Source organism: Pseudomonas sp. NFACC37-1 (assembly GCF_900101575.1).
Classification (GTDB): Bacteria; Pseudomonadota; Gammaproteobacteria; order Pseudomonadales; family Pseudomonadaceae; genus Aquipseudomonas; species Aquipseudomonas fluorescens_AA.
Genome location: NZ_FMUZ01000001.1, coordinates 490467 through 506347 on the forward strand (window position 1 = coordinate 490467; position 15881 = coordinate 506347).

19 protein-coding genes are annotated in these 15881 nt (G+C 57.2%); 7 read left to right on the forward strand and 12 right to left on the reverse strand.

Annotated features, from left to right (window positions below):
• The first annotated feature begins 1 nt into the window (after nucleotide 1).
• The 5 genes from sctS to BLP82_RS02135 all read left to right on the forward strand — a co-directional run bounded on the left by sctS (nucleotide 2) and on the right by BLP82_RS02135 (nucleotide 4565).
• Nucleotides 2-268, forward strand: a complete 267-nt coding sequence (gene sctS / locus BLP82_RS02115; RefSeq protein WP_092164917.1) for a type III secretion system export apparatus subunit SctS — start codon at nucleotides 2-4, stop codon at nucleotides 266-268.
• On the forward strand, nucleotides 268-1062 hold the full coding sequence (sctT, locus tag BLP82_RS02120) for a type III secretion system export apparatus subunit SctT (RefSeq protein WP_092164919.1): 795 nt from the start codon (nucleotides 268-270) through the stop codon (nucleotides 1060-1062). The genes sctS and sctT overlap by 1 nt, the downstream gene beginning before the upstream one ends.
• On the forward strand, nucleotides 1059-2135 hold the full coding sequence (sctU, locus tag BLP82_RS02125) for a type III secretion system export apparatus subunit SctU (RefSeq protein ID WP_092164921.1): 1077 nt from the start codon (nucleotides 1059-1061) through the stop codon (nucleotides 2133-2135). The genes sctT and sctU overlap by 4 nt, the downstream gene beginning before the upstream one ends.
• A gap of 73 nt (nucleotides 2136-2208) precedes the next feature.
• Nucleotides 2209-3156 (forward strand): type III secretion system chaperone, encoded by a 948-nt coding sequence (locus tag BLP82_RS02130; protein ID WP_139197796.1) that lies wholly within the window; start codon nucleotides 2209-2211, stop codon nucleotides 3154-3156.
• Nucleotides 3144-4565, forward strand: coding sequence for a hypothetical protein (locus BLP82_RS02135; RefSeq protein ID WP_092164923.1), 1422 nt, complete (start codon nucleotides 3144-3146; stop codon nucleotides 4563-4565). Before BLP82_RS02130 ends, BLP82_RS02135 begins: the two co-directional genes overlap by 13 nt.
• 93 nt (nucleotides 4566-4658) lie before the next feature.
• On the opposite strand, the gene BLP82_RS02140 is transcribed toward BLP82_RS02135, so the two are convergent.
• The 12 genes from BLP82_RS02140 to BLP82_RS02195 form a co-directional block, all read right to left on the reverse strand.
• On the reverse strand, nucleotides 4659-5006 hold the full coding sequence (locus tag BLP82_RS02140; protein ID WP_092164924.1) for a type III secretion protein HrpV: 348 nt from the start codon (nucleotides 5004-5006) through the stop codon (nucleotides 4659-4661).
• Nucleotides 5007-5011: 5 nt separating this feature from the next.
• Nucleotides 5012-5221, reverse strand: a complete 210-nt coding sequence (gene hrpT / locus BLP82_RS02145) for an HrpT family type III secretion system protein (protein ID WP_170842256.1) — start codon at nucleotides 5219-5221, stop codon at nucleotides 5012-5014.
• Nucleotides 5218-7299 (reverse strand): type III secretion system outer membrane ring subunit SctC, encoded by a 2082-nt coding sequence (sctC, locus tag BLP82_RS02150; RefSeq protein WP_092164925.1) that lies wholly within the window; start codon nucleotides 7297-7299, stop codon nucleotides 5218-5220. The genes hrpT and sctC overlap by 4 nt, the downstream gene beginning before the upstream one ends.
• 1 nt (nucleotide 7300) lies before the next feature.
• Nucleotides 7301-7726: a type III secretion protein gene (locus BLP82_RS02155; RefSeq protein WP_092164926.1), complete on the reverse strand. Its 426-nt coding sequence runs from the start codon at nucleotides 7724-7726 to the stop codon at nucleotides 7301-7303.
• The gene (locus BLP82_RS02160; protein ID WP_092164927.1) at nucleotides 7713-7937 is read right to left on the reverse strand and encodes a type III secretion protein; all 225 of its coding nucleotides are present in this window, start codon (nucleotides 7935-7937) and stop codon (nucleotides 7713-7715) included. The genes BLP82_RS02155 and BLP82_RS02160 overlap by 14 nt, the downstream gene beginning before the upstream one ends.
• A gap of 102 nt (nucleotides 7938-8039) precedes the next feature.
• The gene (locus BLP82_RS02165; protein WP_092164928.1) at nucleotides 8040-8618 is read right to left on the reverse strand and encodes an HrpE/YscL family type III secretion apparatus protein; all 579 of its coding nucleotides are present in this window, start codon (nucleotides 8616-8618) and stop codon (nucleotides 8040-8042) included.
• 25 nt (nucleotides 8619-8643) lie between these two features.
• Nucleotides 8644-9063 carry a hypothetical protein gene (locus BLP82_RS02170; RefSeq protein ID WP_092164929.1) on the reverse strand — a complete coding sequence of 140 codons (420 nt, stop codon included), beginning with the start codon at nucleotides 9061-9063 and terminating at the stop codon, nucleotides 8644-8646.
• Nucleotides 9064-9161: 98 nt separating this feature from the next.
• Nucleotides 9162-9965 carry a type III secretion system inner membrane ring lipoprotein SctJ gene (gene sctJ, locus BLP82_RS02175; RefSeq protein WP_092164931.1) on the reverse strand — a complete coding sequence of 268 codons (804 nt, stop codon included), beginning with the start codon at nucleotides 9963-9965 and terminating at the stop codon, nucleotides 9162-9164.
• A 7-nt stretch (nucleotides 9966-9972) separates the two neighbouring features.
• Nucleotides 9973-10329 carry a type III secretion system inner rod subunit SctI gene (gene sctI / locus BLP82_RS02180; protein WP_092164933.1) on the reverse strand — a complete coding sequence of 119 codons (357 nt, stop codon included), beginning with the start codon at nucleotides 10327-10329 and terminating at the stop codon, nucleotides 9973-9975.
• Nucleotides 10330-10383: 54 nt separating this feature from the next.
• Nucleotides 10384-11271 carry a hypothetical protein gene (locus BLP82_RS02185; protein ID WP_092164935.1) on the reverse strand — a complete coding sequence of 296 codons (888 nt, stop codon included), beginning with the start codon at nucleotides 11269-11271 and terminating at the stop codon, nucleotides 10384-10386.
• A 69-nt stretch (nucleotides 11272-11340) separates the two neighbouring features.
• The gene (locus BLP82_RS02190; protein ID WP_092164937.1) at nucleotides 11341-11697 is read right to left on the reverse strand and encodes a type III secretion system major pilin HrpA; all 357 of its coding nucleotides are present in this window, start codon (nucleotides 11695-11697) and stop codon (nucleotides 11341-11343) included.
• A 62-nt stretch (nucleotides 11698-11759) separates the two neighbouring features.
• On the reverse strand, nucleotides 11760-12707 hold the full coding sequence (locus BLP82_RS02195) for a sigma 54-interacting transcriptional regulator (protein ID WP_092164944.1): 948 nt from the start codon (nucleotides 12705-12707) through the stop codon (nucleotides 11760-11762).
• Nucleotides 12708-13305: 598 nt separating this feature from the next.
• Between BLP82_RS02195 and BLP82_RS02200 the strand changes: the two genes are divergently transcribed.
• Nucleotides 13306-13746, forward strand: coding sequence for a CesT family type III secretion system chaperone (locus BLP82_RS02200; protein WP_092164946.1), 441 nt, complete (start codon nucleotides 13306-13308; stop codon nucleotides 13744-13746).
• Between the two features lie 233 nt (nucleotides 13747-13979).
• Nucleotides 13980-15791 carry a hypothetical protein gene (locus BLP82_RS02205; RefSeq protein ID WP_139197797.1) on the forward strand — a complete coding sequence of 604 codons (1812 nt, stop codon included), beginning with the start codon at nucleotides 13980-13982 and terminating at the stop codon, nucleotides 15789-15791.
• Nucleotides 15792-15881: the final 90 nt, after the last annotated feature.

Here is a 15881-nt window from a genome sequence, read left to right on the forward strand (position 1 = left end):
CGTGGAAGCGCTGGAGTTGTTCAAACAGGGCATGTACCTGGTGGTGATTCTTACCGCGCCACCGCTGCTGGTCGCGGTGCTGGTGGGCGTATTGACGTCGCTCGTGCAAGCCTTGATGCAGATTCAGGACCAGACCCTGCCCTTTGGTATCAAACTGGTCGCCGTGGGCGTGACCCTGGCGGCGACCGGCCGCTGGATCGGTGTTGAATTGATCCTGTTCATCAACACCGCGTTCGACCTTATCGCACGCACCGGAGGCGCCGTTTGATGCCATTCAACGCCGAGTATTTGTTCGAACTAATGCTCGGTATCGCGTTAGCCATGGCTAGGATTCTGCCGTGCATGATGCTGGTGCCAGCGTTTTGCTTCAAATACCTCAAGGGCCCGCTGCGTTATGCCGTGACCTGCGCGGTTGCGATGGTTCCAGCGCCGAGCATCGGTCGGGTGTTGTCCGGACAACATGAAAACTGGCTGATGATCGGCGGTTTGTTACTCAAGGAAATGGTCCTGGGCGTTCTGTTGGGGTTACTGCTGTATATGCCCTTCTGGATGTTCGCGACGGTAGGCGCCTTGCTCGACAGCCAGCGCGGCGCCCTCAGCGGCGGTCAGATCAACCCATCCCTCGGGCCCGACGCGACGCCACTGGGGGAGTTGCTGCAGGAAGTGCTCATCATGCTAGTCATCCTGTCCGGCGGCCTCTCGCTGATTACCCAGGTCATCTGGGACAGCTACATCATTTGGCCGCCCACCGCCTGGATGCCGATCATGACGGTAGAGGGGCTGGACATACTGCTTGGAGAGCTGAACAGAACCATGCAGCACGCATTGCTGTACGCGGCGCCATTCATAGGCCTGTTGCTGCTGATTGAAGCCGCTTTCGCCATCGTCGGTCTTTATGCCCAGCAACTGAATGTTTCGATTCTGGCGATGCCGGCCAAGAGCGTTATCGGTTTGCTGTTTCTGCTCGTGTATCTGCCCACGCTGCTCGATCTGGGTAACGCCGAGGTCGGACGCTGGTTCGATTTGAAATTTCTGCTGAACCTGTTGGTGAAAGTGCCGTGAGCGAAAAAACCGAAAAGGCGACGCCAAAGAAAGAACGCGACGCGAGGGAAAAAGGCCAGGTTGGGCAGAGCCAGGACCTGGCCAAACTGCTGGTGCTGATGGTGGTCAGCGAAGTCTGTCTGGGCATGGCCGAGGAAAGCATGACGCGCCTCCAGCACCTCACCGAATTACCCTTGCGACGACTGAACGAACCCTTCGCCAGTACTGCCGTTGAGCTCAGCGGAACAGCGCTGTGGACACTTGTTTCCTTCATCGTGGCCAGCGTCGGCGTGGCGATTCTGATACGCCTGGCCGGTACCTGGATGCAGATCGGATTTCTCTTTGCGCCCAAGGCCCTGAAGGTCGATCTTGGCAAGCTCAATCCAATCGGCCAGATCAAGCAGATGTTCTCTAAACAGAATCTGATGAACCTGCTGTTGAGCGTCCTCAAAGCGCTGGCCATTGCGGTCATTCTGTATGTCTCGATCATGCCCATCCTGGGCAAGCTGGTGCTGTTGGCCGACACCGATCTCGTCACCTACTGGCGCTCGTTGCTGGAGGTATTTCGGAACATCTTGCGCAACACCTTGGGCCTGTTGCTGGTGATCGGCATGGTCGACTTTGCCCTGCAGAAATATTTTCACGCCAAGAAATTGCGCATGAGCCACGAAGACATCAAGCAGGAATACAAGCAGTCCGAGGGCGATCCGCACGTCAAAGGCCATCGTCGTCAGCTGGCGCACGAACTGCTCAACTCCGAACCCAGCACAGCCCCCCGGCCGGTCGAGGATGCCGACCTGCTGTTGGTCAATCCGACCCACTACGCGGTGGCCCTGTTCTATCGACCAGGCCAGACACCTTTGCCACTGATTCATTGCAAAGGACAAGACGATGATGCACTGGCGCTGATCAAGCGCGCCCAGGACGCCAAGATTCCGGTGGTCCAGTGTGTTTGGCTGGCACGTGCGTTGTACACCGTTCGCACGGGTCGCCATATACCGCGCGAAACCCTGCTGGAAGTTGCCCACATCTATCAGGTCATTCGCCAGCTTGATGAAGTCACCGAGGAAATCATCCAGCTCGAAACCCACTGAGCCACCATTGCAGTCATAAAACTTTAATACCGGCGCGCTTTAATGGTGGTCAAAACTTCTGGAAGTCTACCCCATGCCTTCGTCGAGCTCGCGCTTCCAATCCCCGGGATCGATCCCTCTCCCAGAGCAAACGAACACGTGGTTATTGGAGGCCGCTGAGCGGCTCGGCATTCCCTCTGCGCAGGCACGAGCGTTCTCCCGTAGCGCCCAACTGTCGTTGCCGGGGCTGACGTTGCAATTGTCGCTCTGGCAGACGTCGCCTGTGCAGCAGTGGGTGGTGTTGGCTCTGCTGCCACGCCCCAACGGTTTGCCGGTTGAGGTCTGGAGCGAGTTGCTGCTGCGGTCCAATTGCGCCATATCGGCAATGAGCAGTAGTAGCGTGAGCCTGAATGACAGCGGTGACGCCGTGCTCGTGCTGCGCCTTATCTCGCAGCCGCAACATCAGCGTGAAATGCTTGCCGATGAGCTGAGCCATCTCTTGTCCGTCGCCGAAAGCCTCGTGGCGGGTGCCACCGCACTTCAAGAAAACCAAGGCGGCGCACCCGGGCCCGTCACCACAGCACCGAGGCAAGATGAGCGCGCGGGGCAACAGGCGCAGGCGGCGATGAATCGGGAATGGCATCGTCCATTACTGATCGCTGCGCTGCAGCACTTGGACATCGCCGCCCCACCCTTCGAGCAGATATTGACCGTCGGCGTGATCCAGGCCAACGGCCGTGCCTATGAAGTGATTGCCGACAGTGATCACCAACATCTGCTGATCAGTACGCCGCTGCCAACTTCGCTGAACACGGCGACGCAACGCGAACGCGCATTACTGGCCAACCTGCACCTGATGATGCTGACCCAAGCTGCCGTGGTCCTCGCGCCACACGGCAGCGCGTTACAGGCGCGCTGGAACAGCACGGGGCTGGACGGTCAGGCATTTGCCGAATGGCTGCTGGACTTCGGTAAACTGGCCGAGAGCTTCATGCAGACCCCGGCCATTCGCCCAGCAAGGAACATCCCATGGACCCGATAGCCCCAAACCTGGGACGTATCCTGCCAGCACCGCAAATCGAGCTGCGGCATCGACATCCCACCGCTGATATCAATGCTTTGGAGCGCGGCGAGGCCCCCGTTCACCTGCCTGATTTCACTTCGCGCGCCCGCGCGCATGTGACAGGCCTGAGCCAGGCCTTCCATCGCGACTATCTGGCGCCGGCAGGCAGAGCCACGGGCGCCCTCTGGGGAAGCGCCAAGGAACACGGCGTGGCCCTGGGCAACAAGGTCGGACGCGGAGCAAAGCTCGCGTTGAGCGACAGCATGGCTAATTTGCCTTCCGGCCGCACAACGCTTGCCGCTGCGGGCCATACGGTCCAACAGATGGTCAACTGCGGAGCGCCTACCTATCTTCGCGAGTTGGCGTTCATGCATGCCTACAGTGCACTCAACGAGGGGCTCGCGAAAAAAAGCCCGGGGGGAATGCTGGCTTTGCAGGCCGCTGTCTCATTGGCGACCATTGCCACCCAGCTCTACGTACGCCAACCGCGCCTGGAGCGTCTCGCCGCCGACTCCAGCGATGCGGTGCGCGGGCACTTCGCCCTCAGCGAAGCGAAATGGAACGCTCTGCCGCCCGATAAGCAAGACACACTGCGCCTGCAGATGAAGCGCGATTCGCGCAACATCACCCGCAACCAGGTCGTCGCCGAGGCGCTTTATCTGGGCATGGGCGCCATGGGCGCCGCGCGTGGTGACGGTGCGCTGAGCGCGAGGGTTTTGGCCACTCAGCTACGCGACGTGATTTATGCTCTTTCTCGCGAAACCATGCAGGCCACTTTCAGCATGACCGCCCCCCAGGACGACACCAAGACCTACGGGGTCGACGAGGATAATATGCCGACGCTCGGCTGGGCCTACGGTGCCATGACCTTGAGCATGGGTTTCATGCTCGATTCCATCAGTGAACAGGTCTTGCCACCGGGCCAGACGTTGACGAGTCCGGCACTGCTCGGGCCGGATCAGCAACCGCTGTTGGGCGAAGCACTGGCCGCTTCCATCCAATCCCTGGCCGGCACGCGCGCGGCATTCAACACCGTTGTCGCAACCCTCGACAACCATCTGCAGCGGCATTTCGACACGCGCCAGGTTGGCACCAACCAGGAGTTGAAGCCGAACCTTCCGCTCAAGGATTATGGCCGGGTCTTGGACCAATCCCCCGCTCGAGTCGCCTGGGCCAGCCTGGCTGGCGCAATCAATATGGCCACCGGCGAAGCACTGCGCGGCAAGGTTCCGCCCGCCCTCTCCGGCTTTCTCGGGAATATGGGGACCGCAGCGGCGATGGGTTTGGCCTATCGCACCGTCAATCAAACATTCCAATCCCACGCGAGTGTGCGCAAGGCCGTCGACAAACAAGCGGCGACGGCTGCTGCGGGGCAACAGCAAGCTTGAACCGCAACGCCGCGCCGCGCGGTCGACAGTTCAAGCGTCGCAAAAGGAAGGGAAACTGCGCCAGCAATCGCTACTGGCGCAGTGGCTGGACGGTCATTCCAAGGGGCTCAAGCCTGCCAACAGCAATTGATGTTGGCAGATATTATCGAGCACCGCGCGACCATGGGAGGATGACGGCACCGCATGCCAGACGACGAAGTCGCGGTGGGCATCGAGAAACAGAAAATAGTCAGGGAACAGGTAGGATTGCGTGAAGCGCCGCTCCAGCGCCTCACGCAGTTGCTGGGGCTGCAGCGCACGACTGTCGATGTGCAACGCTATACCCCAATCATGGTGCTCATGGCGACTCACGAAAGAAACACCCGCTGCTACCGGCCATACCGCTGTTTGCCCAGCAGCTACCCGTTCGTAGAACTCCGCTTTCCCCGAGACTTGTATCATGATGCTCAATCCCGCAGTGGCACGACAGTATAGTCCGCGGTGTCCTGCGGATTTTCCAGGCCAGTACGCATGTCCGCCGGCCACCAGATCACCAGCTCCCGGTTATTGGAGTCTGGATGGTCGCAGGACCGTCCAGAACAGCCGCCCCAGGTCGTCGAGCAACCGGAGAGCATCACACACAGAAGGCCGAACGCAGCCCAGTTCATCTTGGTCATCGAGTTGCCTCCTTGAGTAATGAGTCGCGAAGGGTCGCGTTGCTCTTGAGCGACTGGGGATTACGCACCGCGACATAGACTTCGCTTTGTTCCCCAGGCTGCAACCAAGCGCGAGGCCATGCACTGACACCCAGCACCCAGCGCCCACCACAACTGCTTTCATCAATACGCAGCGGTTTATCACCCGTATTGCGCGCGACCACCACGCCAATGCTCCAGGCGTTGCGCCCATACCACTGGCTGCGATCGGCGTCGATGACCAGGCCCTGTTGCGGTGCGCATAAAGTGGCCGGCGTGAATAAAGGCTCGTTACTCGGGGTAAAACCTGTCGGTTGCACATCACTCAACAATTGAGTGAAGGCGCGCTGAATATCAACGCGAGTGGGTTGTCCATCGCCATGGCGCCCGTCGATCCGCTGGGCGGCGGAATCGATATCTTCCGGGTTGCCGCTTTCGACATAACGTGCCGGGTCAATCTGGTTGCCCACCAGCCGAGGCGTAAGAATGAACAAGCGCTCTATCTTGTTGGTGCTGCGGCTGCTGGACGTGAACAGCAATTTGCCGATGAGCGGAATGTCGCTGAGCCACGGGATTTTGCTTACCTTGTCGCTCGACTGCAGAGAATGAAAACCACCGACCACCAACGATCCACGCTCGGCGATGACCGCCTGAGTGCTGACGCTGCCGTTACGCACGCTGGGTTTGGTGCCATCAAGCAGCGATGCTTCGATTTGTCCGTCCTCGATATCGAGGATCAACTGCACCTGCGTCTTGCCATTGTGCTGCATCGAGCGCGGAACTACTTGCAGGCTGGTACCGGCAGTAATCGGCTGGATATCGGCAACACGCTCCCCCGTCGCGGTGAGGAACTCGGTCCGGCTGAAATCAATGACAGCGGGCTGGTTCTCCAGGGTGAGGATCGAAGGATTGCTGATCACCGTCGCCGCCCCCTTGGCTTCCAGCGTGCGGACCGCCAGGGCGAACCGCCCGGCGTTTTCGGCCGACAGCGTCGAGCTGCCTGATTCAAGCAAGGACCCTCTGACGTTGGTCCCTCCGGCCCAGACATTCCAGTTGCTGGACAACTCGTTCAACTCGTCGCGGTCGATATCGTAGATCACCGCGTCGATTTCGATCAGGTTGCGTGGCACATCAAGCTGCTTGACCAGGTTCTCGTACAAGGCCCTGCGCTTGGGGGAGTCGTAGATCAGCACCGCATTGTTGCGTACGTCGGCTGCGACCCGTATCCGCGACCTGCCAGCAAAGCCGCCCTTGTTCTGAGCGCCGCCGCTGGTGCCGGCAATCACGCGATCCAGGGTTTGCTGCAACTGATCATCGGCCAAGCCGCCAAGCAAACTTGGCGTGCCCGCGAAGCTGCTGGCGCTGCTCGCGCCAGCTCCCAGTCCCGCGCCTTGCAACACGTTAAAGACGCTACCTGACCCGCCTTGCGAGCGGCTATCCAGCAGCTCCTTGAGGATCGTGGCTACCCCTGAAACGGTCAGCTGTTCATCACGGTAACTGATGGTGCGATCGGCAGCGTTCGCGTAACGCAACGGTAAGACCACGACGTCTTGCTTTTCCTCGGGCCTGTCGACGTTGCTGCTGTAGTCGCGAATGAACTGAACATACCGCGCAGGTCCGCTGACCAACACCACGCCCTCATCCGGCAGGACTCCCCAGCCAAATCGTGAATCGAGCAAGCCGAGTTCAGTCAATGCGCCCTTGAGGTCGTCAACGGCGTCCGGGGATACCTCGATTCGCTCGGTTATCTGGTCACGGGCCGGGCTGACATACAGGGTGTTGTTGTAGACGAACCATTGGAACTGATGCTGCTGGCTCAATCGATCAAGAAACGCCTGCGGGCTGTCCGCGCGGATACGCCCCTCGACGATACCTTCAATGGGGTCCATCTCAAGGTTGACGCCAAACTCTCGGGCAAATGCTTCAAGAACGCTTGAAAGCTCAGTCTGTTGCGCGTCGAACGCATAGGCCGTTTGTTTCCACGCTGGCGGTATCGCCGCGAACGCCGGGGCACTCAGTCCCAATAACAGCCACGGTAACCACCGGTAGGCCTTACGCATATCACACTCCAGTGTGCCAATTAGTTGCTAGACGGGACTCGGCCGAAGGCGAATCAAATAAGGTTTTATGCATCAGGCTGACCATGGCTGCGCGCTGATTGGCCAAGGTCTGTAAGACCTCCAGCAAGGCCTCGACCGAACTGGACGAGGCCATCCAGTGCACCAGCACCAGACACTGGCTTTGCGGATCGGTACCCAGTGCCCCCGGACAACGGCACGCAACGCTCGCCCCTCCCTGCCCCAGGATGCTCATCAGTCGATCAGGAGCGCTGGCATCAAACGGATCCAGCACGTCGATGCTGCAGCGGATTCCTCCTTCGACCCAGGCAAGCTGCACATTCGCATCGTCAACCCAGCAATCCAAAGGGGCGACCGAACAGTCATCGAGCCACCGGTTCAGTCGCGCGCTGAAATCACTGAATTCCATCGATGATCGCTTTGGTCATGCTGTGATGAGCGCGCATCCCTTCACCCAAGACAACGGTCGTGATGCCCATCGACTGGGTCGCTTGAACGAACGCCCTCATGTCTTCCAAATTGCCGCTTTCAGCAACATTTATGGCTGCTTCATCAACGCTGTCACTTGCATTGGAAAAGTTGTTTTCCAATTGATTTTGGAGGGACTTAAAATTGATCATGCGTGCAACTCCCTGAAAATTTACCCAACATGGGTGGCGCCAATGCTCTTGGAGGTTCCAAAAGAATAATTGGAGTCAAACATGCGTGGGTATATTGAAATATTATGCACTCGCGGCCTGAAGCGAACGCCGCAAGTCGTCCCACTCAACGGCGTATTCGCCGGTTTCGGTGCTCAGGCGAATAGACTGGACCGCCATCGTACTGTCCTCCCTCAACTGCCACAGGGCCGAGGAACTGTTGGCTGCCAGCCAGGCTTGCACCTCAACATAAAGTTCGGGATGGCACTTCAAAGTGGCGCTACTCAACGGATATGCACAGGTTGCTACTAGATGATCCAGCAGAATCCTGATGCGTTCCTTCGGAGGGCATTCATCGAACAGTCTGCCGATAACGACATTCAACAACTCGCGGCACACCTCAACTACACCCTCCCTGCATTGTTGGCGTTCTGCCTCTAACGCTTCTAAAAAACCACAGGCCTGGGCCCAAAACTCAGCCAGCGCTCTATCCAGAGACTCTTGTCGCAGGGTCTCTGCCTGTTGCAGCAGCGCATTGGCGTCAGCACGCGCCTGCAACATCACGTCAACAGCTCCCCGATAGTCAGCGAACTGCTCGTGACGAACGATTAACTCGCGTCCAAGTTCAAGATCGCCCAAGGACATACTTCGACGAATCAGCATTTTCGACACTCAATCTGCGCGCCTGTCATACCTGAACCCTCCACAACACCGACCGCCACAGCGCATCAAGTTTGCGTGCGGGAACATTAAAAGCAGGCTCCAGCGCCACTTGGGGCGCCCACGACACACGCAGGCGCGACCAGTATCGTTCACCCAGCCACCCCCCAAGCATCGCGCGCGAGTCAGTGACATCAGCAGTCAACCACAGTCCTGGTCGCAGCGCCTTGGCTATGCCACGGCACCACGACCACTGCTCCTCCGACAACTCATCATTTCTCACCGCAAAACAAATTGCGTGAACCAGAGATAAAGCCTGCAGACGTTGCTTTTCTGTCAACGACAGCCATTCGATAACGTTGGGCTCTGGCTCGGGCGGCGCAGATGGGACAATGCCCAGTAAGCTGAGCAAGATGCCGTGTTGGCTGCGGCAGATTTCAATGCACACATCAAAATCAACTCCATTTCTTTCCCATACACCGGACCTCCACTCTGGGTGCATCCAGCGCCACGTACAGCACCACCATCGGACCCACTGCTCATCGGTCATAGCTGCGCGGGCAAGCCGGCTGTCCGGCGCCTGGCGCGCAAGCGGGTAAGCAATGCTTGGCGCCAGTCTGGACGCAACATCAGGACCGAGACACCTGCCGCAAACACCAGACCCAAAGGCAACGCAATTATCAGCCCCCACCAAAAGCCTGCATCCTTGCTATCAATGAGAAACGGTCCGAAGGACACGAGATGCTCAGGGTCCTGAAACTCCATAGATGGCACGAATACAATCGAAAATTTCTTTGTGGAATTGCTCTCCTGGCTCATCCCCGGGATGCTGCTGGCAACCATTTGCTGAATGCGCCCACGGACACTGTCCGGATCCAAGGCCGACGCTGCATACTTAATAAACACCGATGCAGATGCCGGCTGAACGGGCTCTCCCGGCGCGATTCGCTCGGGCAAGACGACATGTACGCGGGCCACGATGACGCCGTCGATTTGGGACAGCGTTGATTCCAACTCTTGCGAAAGCGCGTAGATGTAGCGAGCGCGTTCCTCCAGAGGCGTGGAGATGACCCCTTCCTTTTTAAATATCTCGCCCAAACTAGTCCGGGTCTGATGAGGCAAACCAGCAGCATCCAACACCCGCACCGCCCGATTCACATCATCATTGGCAACGATTACGGTTATGCCGGCCTTTTCTATCTGCTTACGCGCGGCTATGTGTTCCTGTGCCAGCCTAGCGACCACTGAGTTTGAATGCTGCTCTGTCATACCACTGAACAGTACGGTGTCGTCGCTGCAGCCGGCGAGCGCCAAGGAGGCCAAGACCGTTAGTAATCCGGGTACTTTCACGAGGAACCTATTGCAAATTGGTCAGTTTATCGAGCACTTGCGCGCCTTTACTCACCACCTTGGTGGTGAGCGCCGTTTGCAACGAATATTGGGAGAGAGCACTATTCATTTTCAGCATATCCAACGGATCGGTTGAAGATGAAGCGGTCTTCATCGCACGCTCAGCCTGATGCGATAACTCGGTTTGACCGGTTAGACGCTCCGAGATCACACCAAGCAGATTACTTGCCAGACCACCTGGCTCTTGATTGCTGCGCACTGCGCTATTGAACAAATCCACATCAGCCTGAGCGGGAGCGGAAACCATCTCCAGCTCATGGTCAGGTGTGACACCCCTGAATGAATTGACGTTGGAAATGGTCACCGGTTTTCTCCTATGGAACATAGACGATGGAATATCAAACTTTCGCTTCAGGGCTCACGTTATGCTAGCGCGCATCACATCAAGGACATTCTGAGCGGCATGAGAAGCTGCTTGCCCTCCTTGATTCACCTGAGGGCCGGTTTGCGTACCAGAAGCAATTTCTAATCCCAACTGCAACCCTTGCTGAAAGATATTCATTCCGTCGTTGCCTTTTAGCATCTGGCGCAATTGCTCCAGATCACTCATGCCACCTCCCGAAAGCGAAGAACTGCTACCAAGGCCACCTTCTCCGCCCTCCATCATCCTTTCAGCGCCCGGATAGTCGGTTCTACTCGCTCCGGCCCCCATGTGTTGAGAGACTTGTTCGAGTGCCTGTTGAAATTTGGCAGTTTCACCCCTGGACAAGTAATTATCTTCATCCAGCTCTTTACTCCATGAGCCGGAATCTGGCGCTCCAAAGGCAGCCTTGTTCTTGTCCATATAATCGGCCACTTGCTGAAGCAGCGGCTTGTCAGCATTGGAAAATGTCGTGCCATCGCCTTTGGGCTGCAGTGCGTTATTCAGCGCGGATTGGCCCAACCCACTCATAACCTGACCCATGAGTTCTTTACTGTCCCTGCCGCCGGCGCTGGTAACAAAATTGCTACCCATCTTGTCTTTAACGATATCCATCAGGGCATTCTTCAAGGTCTCTTGGGGCTTCGACGCCATCCCCATAAGACCCAACCCGCCATTTTCGGAAAGTTTTTCGTGCACCATCTTGCCCAGCGGACTATTAAAATCGGGCTTCCCACCGGACATTAGGGAGTTGGCAAGCTCCGAAACTACGCCTGACAAAGAAGGCGAGATGTTTGATGAAACGTCGTGTTTAGGTTGAGAAACACCAGAGACACCTACCCCACCGACAGCCGATGCTGCAAGGCCTATAACAGAATTCAGCATTTTTAAGGTTCTCGCTAAAGGCTACCCCCCTTTTTATTACCGCAACACTGAAAAAAGGAGGGCAGATCGTTAGTAACTGATGGCCTTAGCCTGGCCAGCCATATTGGAAATAGACTTGCTTGCCGCGTCAGAACGAGCGGAATCGATAGCGCTCGCTGTATTCAGTCTCATAGTTTGCATAGCCGCCTCGCCCTGCAACTTAATCAATCCAGCCTGTTCCTTATCGTTGCGCTTCATTACATCCAACTGGGCGGCCATTGACTCACCACCTGATGCTGCGTTAGTCAACTGACCTTGCGTAGCGGCGTTAGCTTTAACGCTATTGGCTTCCTGCTTTGCACCTGCAAATGCGTTGACACCCATATTTGCAGCACTACCCAGCGTATTAGTAATGTTGCTAAAAGGATTGCTTGAAATACCTGGCATAATAACAACTCCTCATACTCTAGCGGATTTGCTAGGTACCAATGGGTGGGAAGTTGTTCAAATCAGGTTCCAGATTTTTTTTCAATCATGGAGGTCTTGCCAAATACGTCCAACGACTTTATTCGGTGATAGAGCGTTCGACGTGGTATGCCTAACTCCAAGCTCACGGCATCAATGGAATGCCCGTGACGCTTGAGGGCTTCCTGAATAAGGATCCGTTCGATAGCCCGCATTTGCGCCTTGAGCGTGCGCCCCTCGATCTCCGCGCTTGAGCCAAGGGTCAACGACGGCAGTCCCAGAACAAATCGCTTGGCCGCTGATTTCAACTCGCGGATATTCCCCGGCCAGGGATGACCCAAGAGCGCTTGCATGAGTTCGGGCGATATAGCCTGAGGCTCGCACCCCAGGTCTTGCGCAGCCGCGGCCACGAACTGGGAAAACAGCGGAACGATGTCTTCGCGACGGTCACGTAGCGCTGGCAACTGGATCGTCAGCACGTTGAGCCGGAAATACAGATCGCGCCTGAACTCGCCCCGATCCACCAGCTCGGCCAAGGGCCGCTGAGCCGATGCAATCACACAAATATCCAACGGAATGACCGTGGTAGAGCCCAAGCGCTCAATCGCTCGCACCTCAAGGACACGCAGCAACTTGGCCTGCAGACTGAGCGGCATGCTATCGATTTCATCGAGGTACAAAGTCCCGCCCTGCGCAGCCTCGATGTAGCCCTTTCGCGAGCGGTTAGCCCCGGTGAACGCACCATTGACCACACCAAACAATTCACTTTCGGCCAATGATTCCGGGATTGCCGCACAGTTCATCGCGACAAAGGCACCCTTGCGCCCGGACATCGAATGAATCCGCTGAGCCAAAGTGTCCTTGCCGGTCCCCGTCTCTCCAGAGAGCAATAGATCGACGCCAAGCAGCGAAGTACTTTGGGCGATGACCTTGATATCAGGCGCTTCAGCAATGTTGTCAGGTCCGCAGTAAAAGTAATCGCACACACCCATATAAACCCCGTGATCGGCACTACTTCATACGCCCTCCCGCTGCAAGCACGAGGCGAAGCATGGCCATAAGCTGCGCGATCATTAGTTATGATCGCAGGTCGGACAGACCCGCTACACCAAGCCTGACGACTGCACGCGCACTGCGCTTACAGTCCATTTATTGATCAAATTCCACGGCAGATCCAAAAGTGCGTGTGTGACGCGCGCTGCGATCAGTTATTCCATCGAGCGTAGGAGATATTTTTTGAAACAATTTGAATGACCACTTGGCACTATCGTACCGACCAGTTTTCTCTGGTCGCTGTCAGCGCTTCTTCTTGAAAGCCATTCAACAACTAGTGCTTTAGGGCGGCAGAGAATACCGCTCACCCAAATCCTGTCAATCGCCGGCGGTCACTTTAATGGCATTACTTCACAGTTGGATACAACGCGGTTTGACCGGAGCCCTCGAGAAAGTTCGATAAACATTTTACGGCTTGGCGTTATTTTTTTAAAAAACATGGAACCTGCCCGACGGCATGCACCACTCAGTACTTGAGACAGTTCAACACAATAAAAAAACAACTGTTTCACCTTCAAACAGCTCAGAGAATAAAAAATGAGTAAAGAGCGCTACCACCGTTTGGTTACTGATATCTGTCAGCTCTGTCAAATCCCTGTGACTGCGCTTGACTTCGATCTGGTTCAGCTAAACGTGAAAGGCATTGCCTTCAATTTTGCCAACTTAGCCGATACCGTCATGATTCACGCAGACTTCGGTCCATTACCGGATCGACGCAGAGATGCCATCCTACTTCAGCTTATGAATGTCAATTTTCATTTATTCAACGGGGACCGTTCCTGTTGCTTTTCACACAACGACGACACCGGCCAAGTACAGTTCAGTTGCACAGTCGAGCTGACCCAGATCGGCGCACCTCAGTTCGTGCAGTTGCTGGGGCATATCGCTGAATATGCGCAATCATGGCAGCACTGCTACTTTCTCGATGAAGGCGCAAAACGCGATCCCTCGGCGCGCACGAATCTGGGGGGATTATGATAGGTCTGACGCTACCCGCAGGAAATTTTCCCTTCACCCCAACACAGTCCACACTTGGGACAAATATCCCCTTGACGCCCACTCGTGCTCGTGCGCCCGTCAACAACCCAGCCCCCCAAGCTCATCAGCCGCCACAACCTGGACAGCCGTCCCCCGCGCTAGCCAGGGAGGCCGCGTTGTTGGCACCCCGACTGGGGCGGTCCGGCTTTGACGTCGCGATAGCCAAGCAGCGCATGGTTCTGGAAGGTAAGTATTTACAGGAGCACCCTGGTACTCCTTACGCCGATATAAGTGACAAGCTATTTGCAAGAGCCAATGGAAAAGCGCCCGAATCCATGACTGGCCGCTTGCTGGTCGACGCCAAGGAGGCGCAACAGACGCTGATCCGCGAGTTGGAACAGCTGACGGAGGATCCACAACAACCACCGGACCTGGAGGCTTGCCGCAACGTGCTGACAGAGGCAGTGCGCGCGCAAACTGATTTACTTGGCGCACACGTCGCACTCTATGACCAGGTATTGACCGACCCACAGCTATCGGCCGCCGACCGACAACACATAGAACGTAGCGAAAACGCCTTCTCGCTTCATGCCCAACAGACTGTGAACTCGATCCCGGGCGCTTTAAAAACAGCCTTGACCAAAGCAGACGCAACAGTCAGCGCGCTGAAGCAATTGAAACAACCGTCAGAGGACTGGGAAAGCATCAGCCAGATGCTCGGTGAATTGGTCGAGCACACATCAATCGATGGCGAGTTCAAAGATGCACTGGATAACGCCAAGCTTCCGGCCAGGCTTCAGCAGCTCCATCAACACAACGACGGCTGGGGAGCGACTGCCAAGGCGGTCGTCGCAGGCGCCGTGCCACAAATGCTCGCGTCGGGCCTGGCGTTCGGCTTCGCGCGGGCGGTCGTGGAGTCAGCGGTTCCCAACCTCAAGGCCCAGGCATTCGCCACCGCCCCCGTGATGGCGGCGGCACATGAGGTAGGGGTCAACCTGCTCAAACCCATGAGTCAAGAGATGCTGGGCGGGTGGGCGCTTAAGCCGGTGAAAGCGTCAGAGGTCATTCCAAACCCGAACCCCCGGGTTATTGTCGATGGCGAGCTCAAGCCCCTGCCCGCAGAACAAAAAGACGCCGCCATGCAGGAGGTTGAACAACTGCGCAGTCGCCATCTCAACGCCCAGCAAGCCAACAAGAATGGAACCGGCATTGGCGAGGCTGAAGCCTTCGGCGCGTTTGGCCTGGCACAAGGTATTCGCAAAGGCATAGGGCTAGCCAAGCCGCATATTCCAGTAGATCAATTTGGGCCGCGCACGCTGGCCTCCATGGCGGGCGGCCTGTTCATGGGAGGTGTGCAATCGGGTGCGCAGCTACGCAGCAGCGTTCCTGATCGGCGCGGGCGCGCGCTGCCGACCCACACCTTCAAGGACGTCGACAAACCTTTGGCGAATCGCTTGGCGAAAGCGGCTTCGGACGCGGTGCTGGCCAGCGATCCGAGCAATCCCGAGGTCCGTCAAAGCCTGTTCAGTAAAACCTACGGTTCACTCGTCGGGTTGGGCAGTGCAATGGCGGTCAGCTCAGCGGCGCGGGCCTTTGGCTCAGACACACCGGCGCAGCAGTTCGGCCAGGTACTCCTGGCTGCGTTGGGCTCGCCGGCGCTACTTATTCCGGCCTATGCAAGCTTTCAGGCGGGCGCGGAAACCGAGGCCCATCAGGCGGCGCTTGAAAAGGAGCATAAAACGCAAGAGTTGCCCGGGCCGGGCGCCCCCGCTCAAGTACCGGCGTCCAACTTCCCACGCACACAAACGGCAATGCAGAACATCCGGTTGCCCGACCGGGCCGATTTACCGCACGGGTCCATGCCGGGAACATGGGGCAGAGCTGCAGAAAATACCTACCATCGTGTCCGAGGGGGATTACAAGTCGCGTCCCAGGTTCCGACGGAGCTCACCGAGCTCGCCATCAAGCAAGTTGCCGCGCGCTTGGGTGAGGACTCTGATGACGTGGCGGCCCCACAACCACCAGGAGCTTCTTCGCAAAAGTGACGCGGCTCGATAGCCTCCGGATAACTGGACACTTCAGCCGGCAGACACATACCCCTGGCGCTGCCGGTTGAAGTTTTATTGACGCCCTGC

What these genes read in the sequence shown, in the direction of transcription:
- sctT (WP_092164919.1), top strand. Translation starts at nt 268, where the DNA reads ATGCCATTCAACGCCGAGTATTTGTTCGAACTAATGCTCGGTATCGCG.
- BLP82_RS02130 (WP_139197796.1), top strand. Translation starts at nt 2,209, where the DNA reads ATGCCTTCGTCGAGCTCGCGCTTCCAATCCCCGGGATCGATCCCTCTC.
- BLP82_RS02135 (WP_092164923.1), top strand. Translation starts at nt 3,144, where the DNA reads ATGGACCCGATAGCCCCAAACCTGGGACGTATCCTGCCAGCACCGCAA.
- BLP82_RS02140 (WP_092164924.1), bottom strand. Translation starts at nt 5,006, where the DNA reads ATGATACAAGTCTCGGGGAAAGCGGAGTTCTACGAACGGGTAGCTGCT.
- hrpT (WP_170842256.1), bottom strand. Translation starts at nt 5,221, where the DNA reads ATGACCAAGATGAACTGGGCTGCGTTCGGCCTTCTGTGTGTGATGCTC.
- sctC (WP_092164925.1), bottom strand. Translation starts at nt 7,299, where the DNA reads ATGCGTAAGGCCTACCGGTGGTTACCGTGGCTGTTATTGGGACTGAGT.
- BLP82_RS02155 (WP_092164926.1), bottom strand. Translation starts at nt 7,726, where the DNA reads ATGGAATTCAGTGATTTCAGCGCGCGACTGAACCGGTGGCTCGATGAC.
- BLP82_RS02160 (WP_092164927.1), bottom strand. Translation starts at nt 7,937, where the DNA reads ATGATCAATTTTAAGTCCCTCCAAAATCAATTGGAAAACAACTTTTCC.
- BLP82_RS02165 (WP_092164928.1), bottom strand. Translation starts at nt 8,618, where the DNA reads ATGCTGATTCGTCGAAGTATGTCCTTGGGCGATCTTGAACTTGGACGC.
- BLP82_RS02185 (WP_092164935.1), bottom strand. Translation starts at nt 11,271, where the DNA reads ATGCTGAATTCTGTTATAGGCCTTGCAGCATCGGCTGTCGGTGGGGTA.
- BLP82_RS02190 (WP_092164937.1), bottom strand. Translation starts at nt 11,697, where the DNA reads ATGCCAGGTATTTCAAGCAATCCTTTTAGCAACATTACTAATACGCTG.
- BLP82_RS02195 (WP_092164944.1), bottom strand. Translation starts at nt 12,707, where the DNA reads ATGGGTGTGTGCGATTACTTTTACTGCGGACCTGACAACATTGCTGAA.
- BLP82_RS02200 (WP_092164946.1), top strand. Translation starts at nt 13,306, where the DNA reads ATGAGTAAAGAGCGCTACCACCGTTTGGTTACTGATATCTGTCAGCTC.
- BLP82_RS02205 (WP_139197797.1), top strand. Translation starts at nt 13,980, where the DNA reads ATGGTTCTGGAAGGTAAGTATTTACAGGAGCACCCTGGTACTCCTTAC.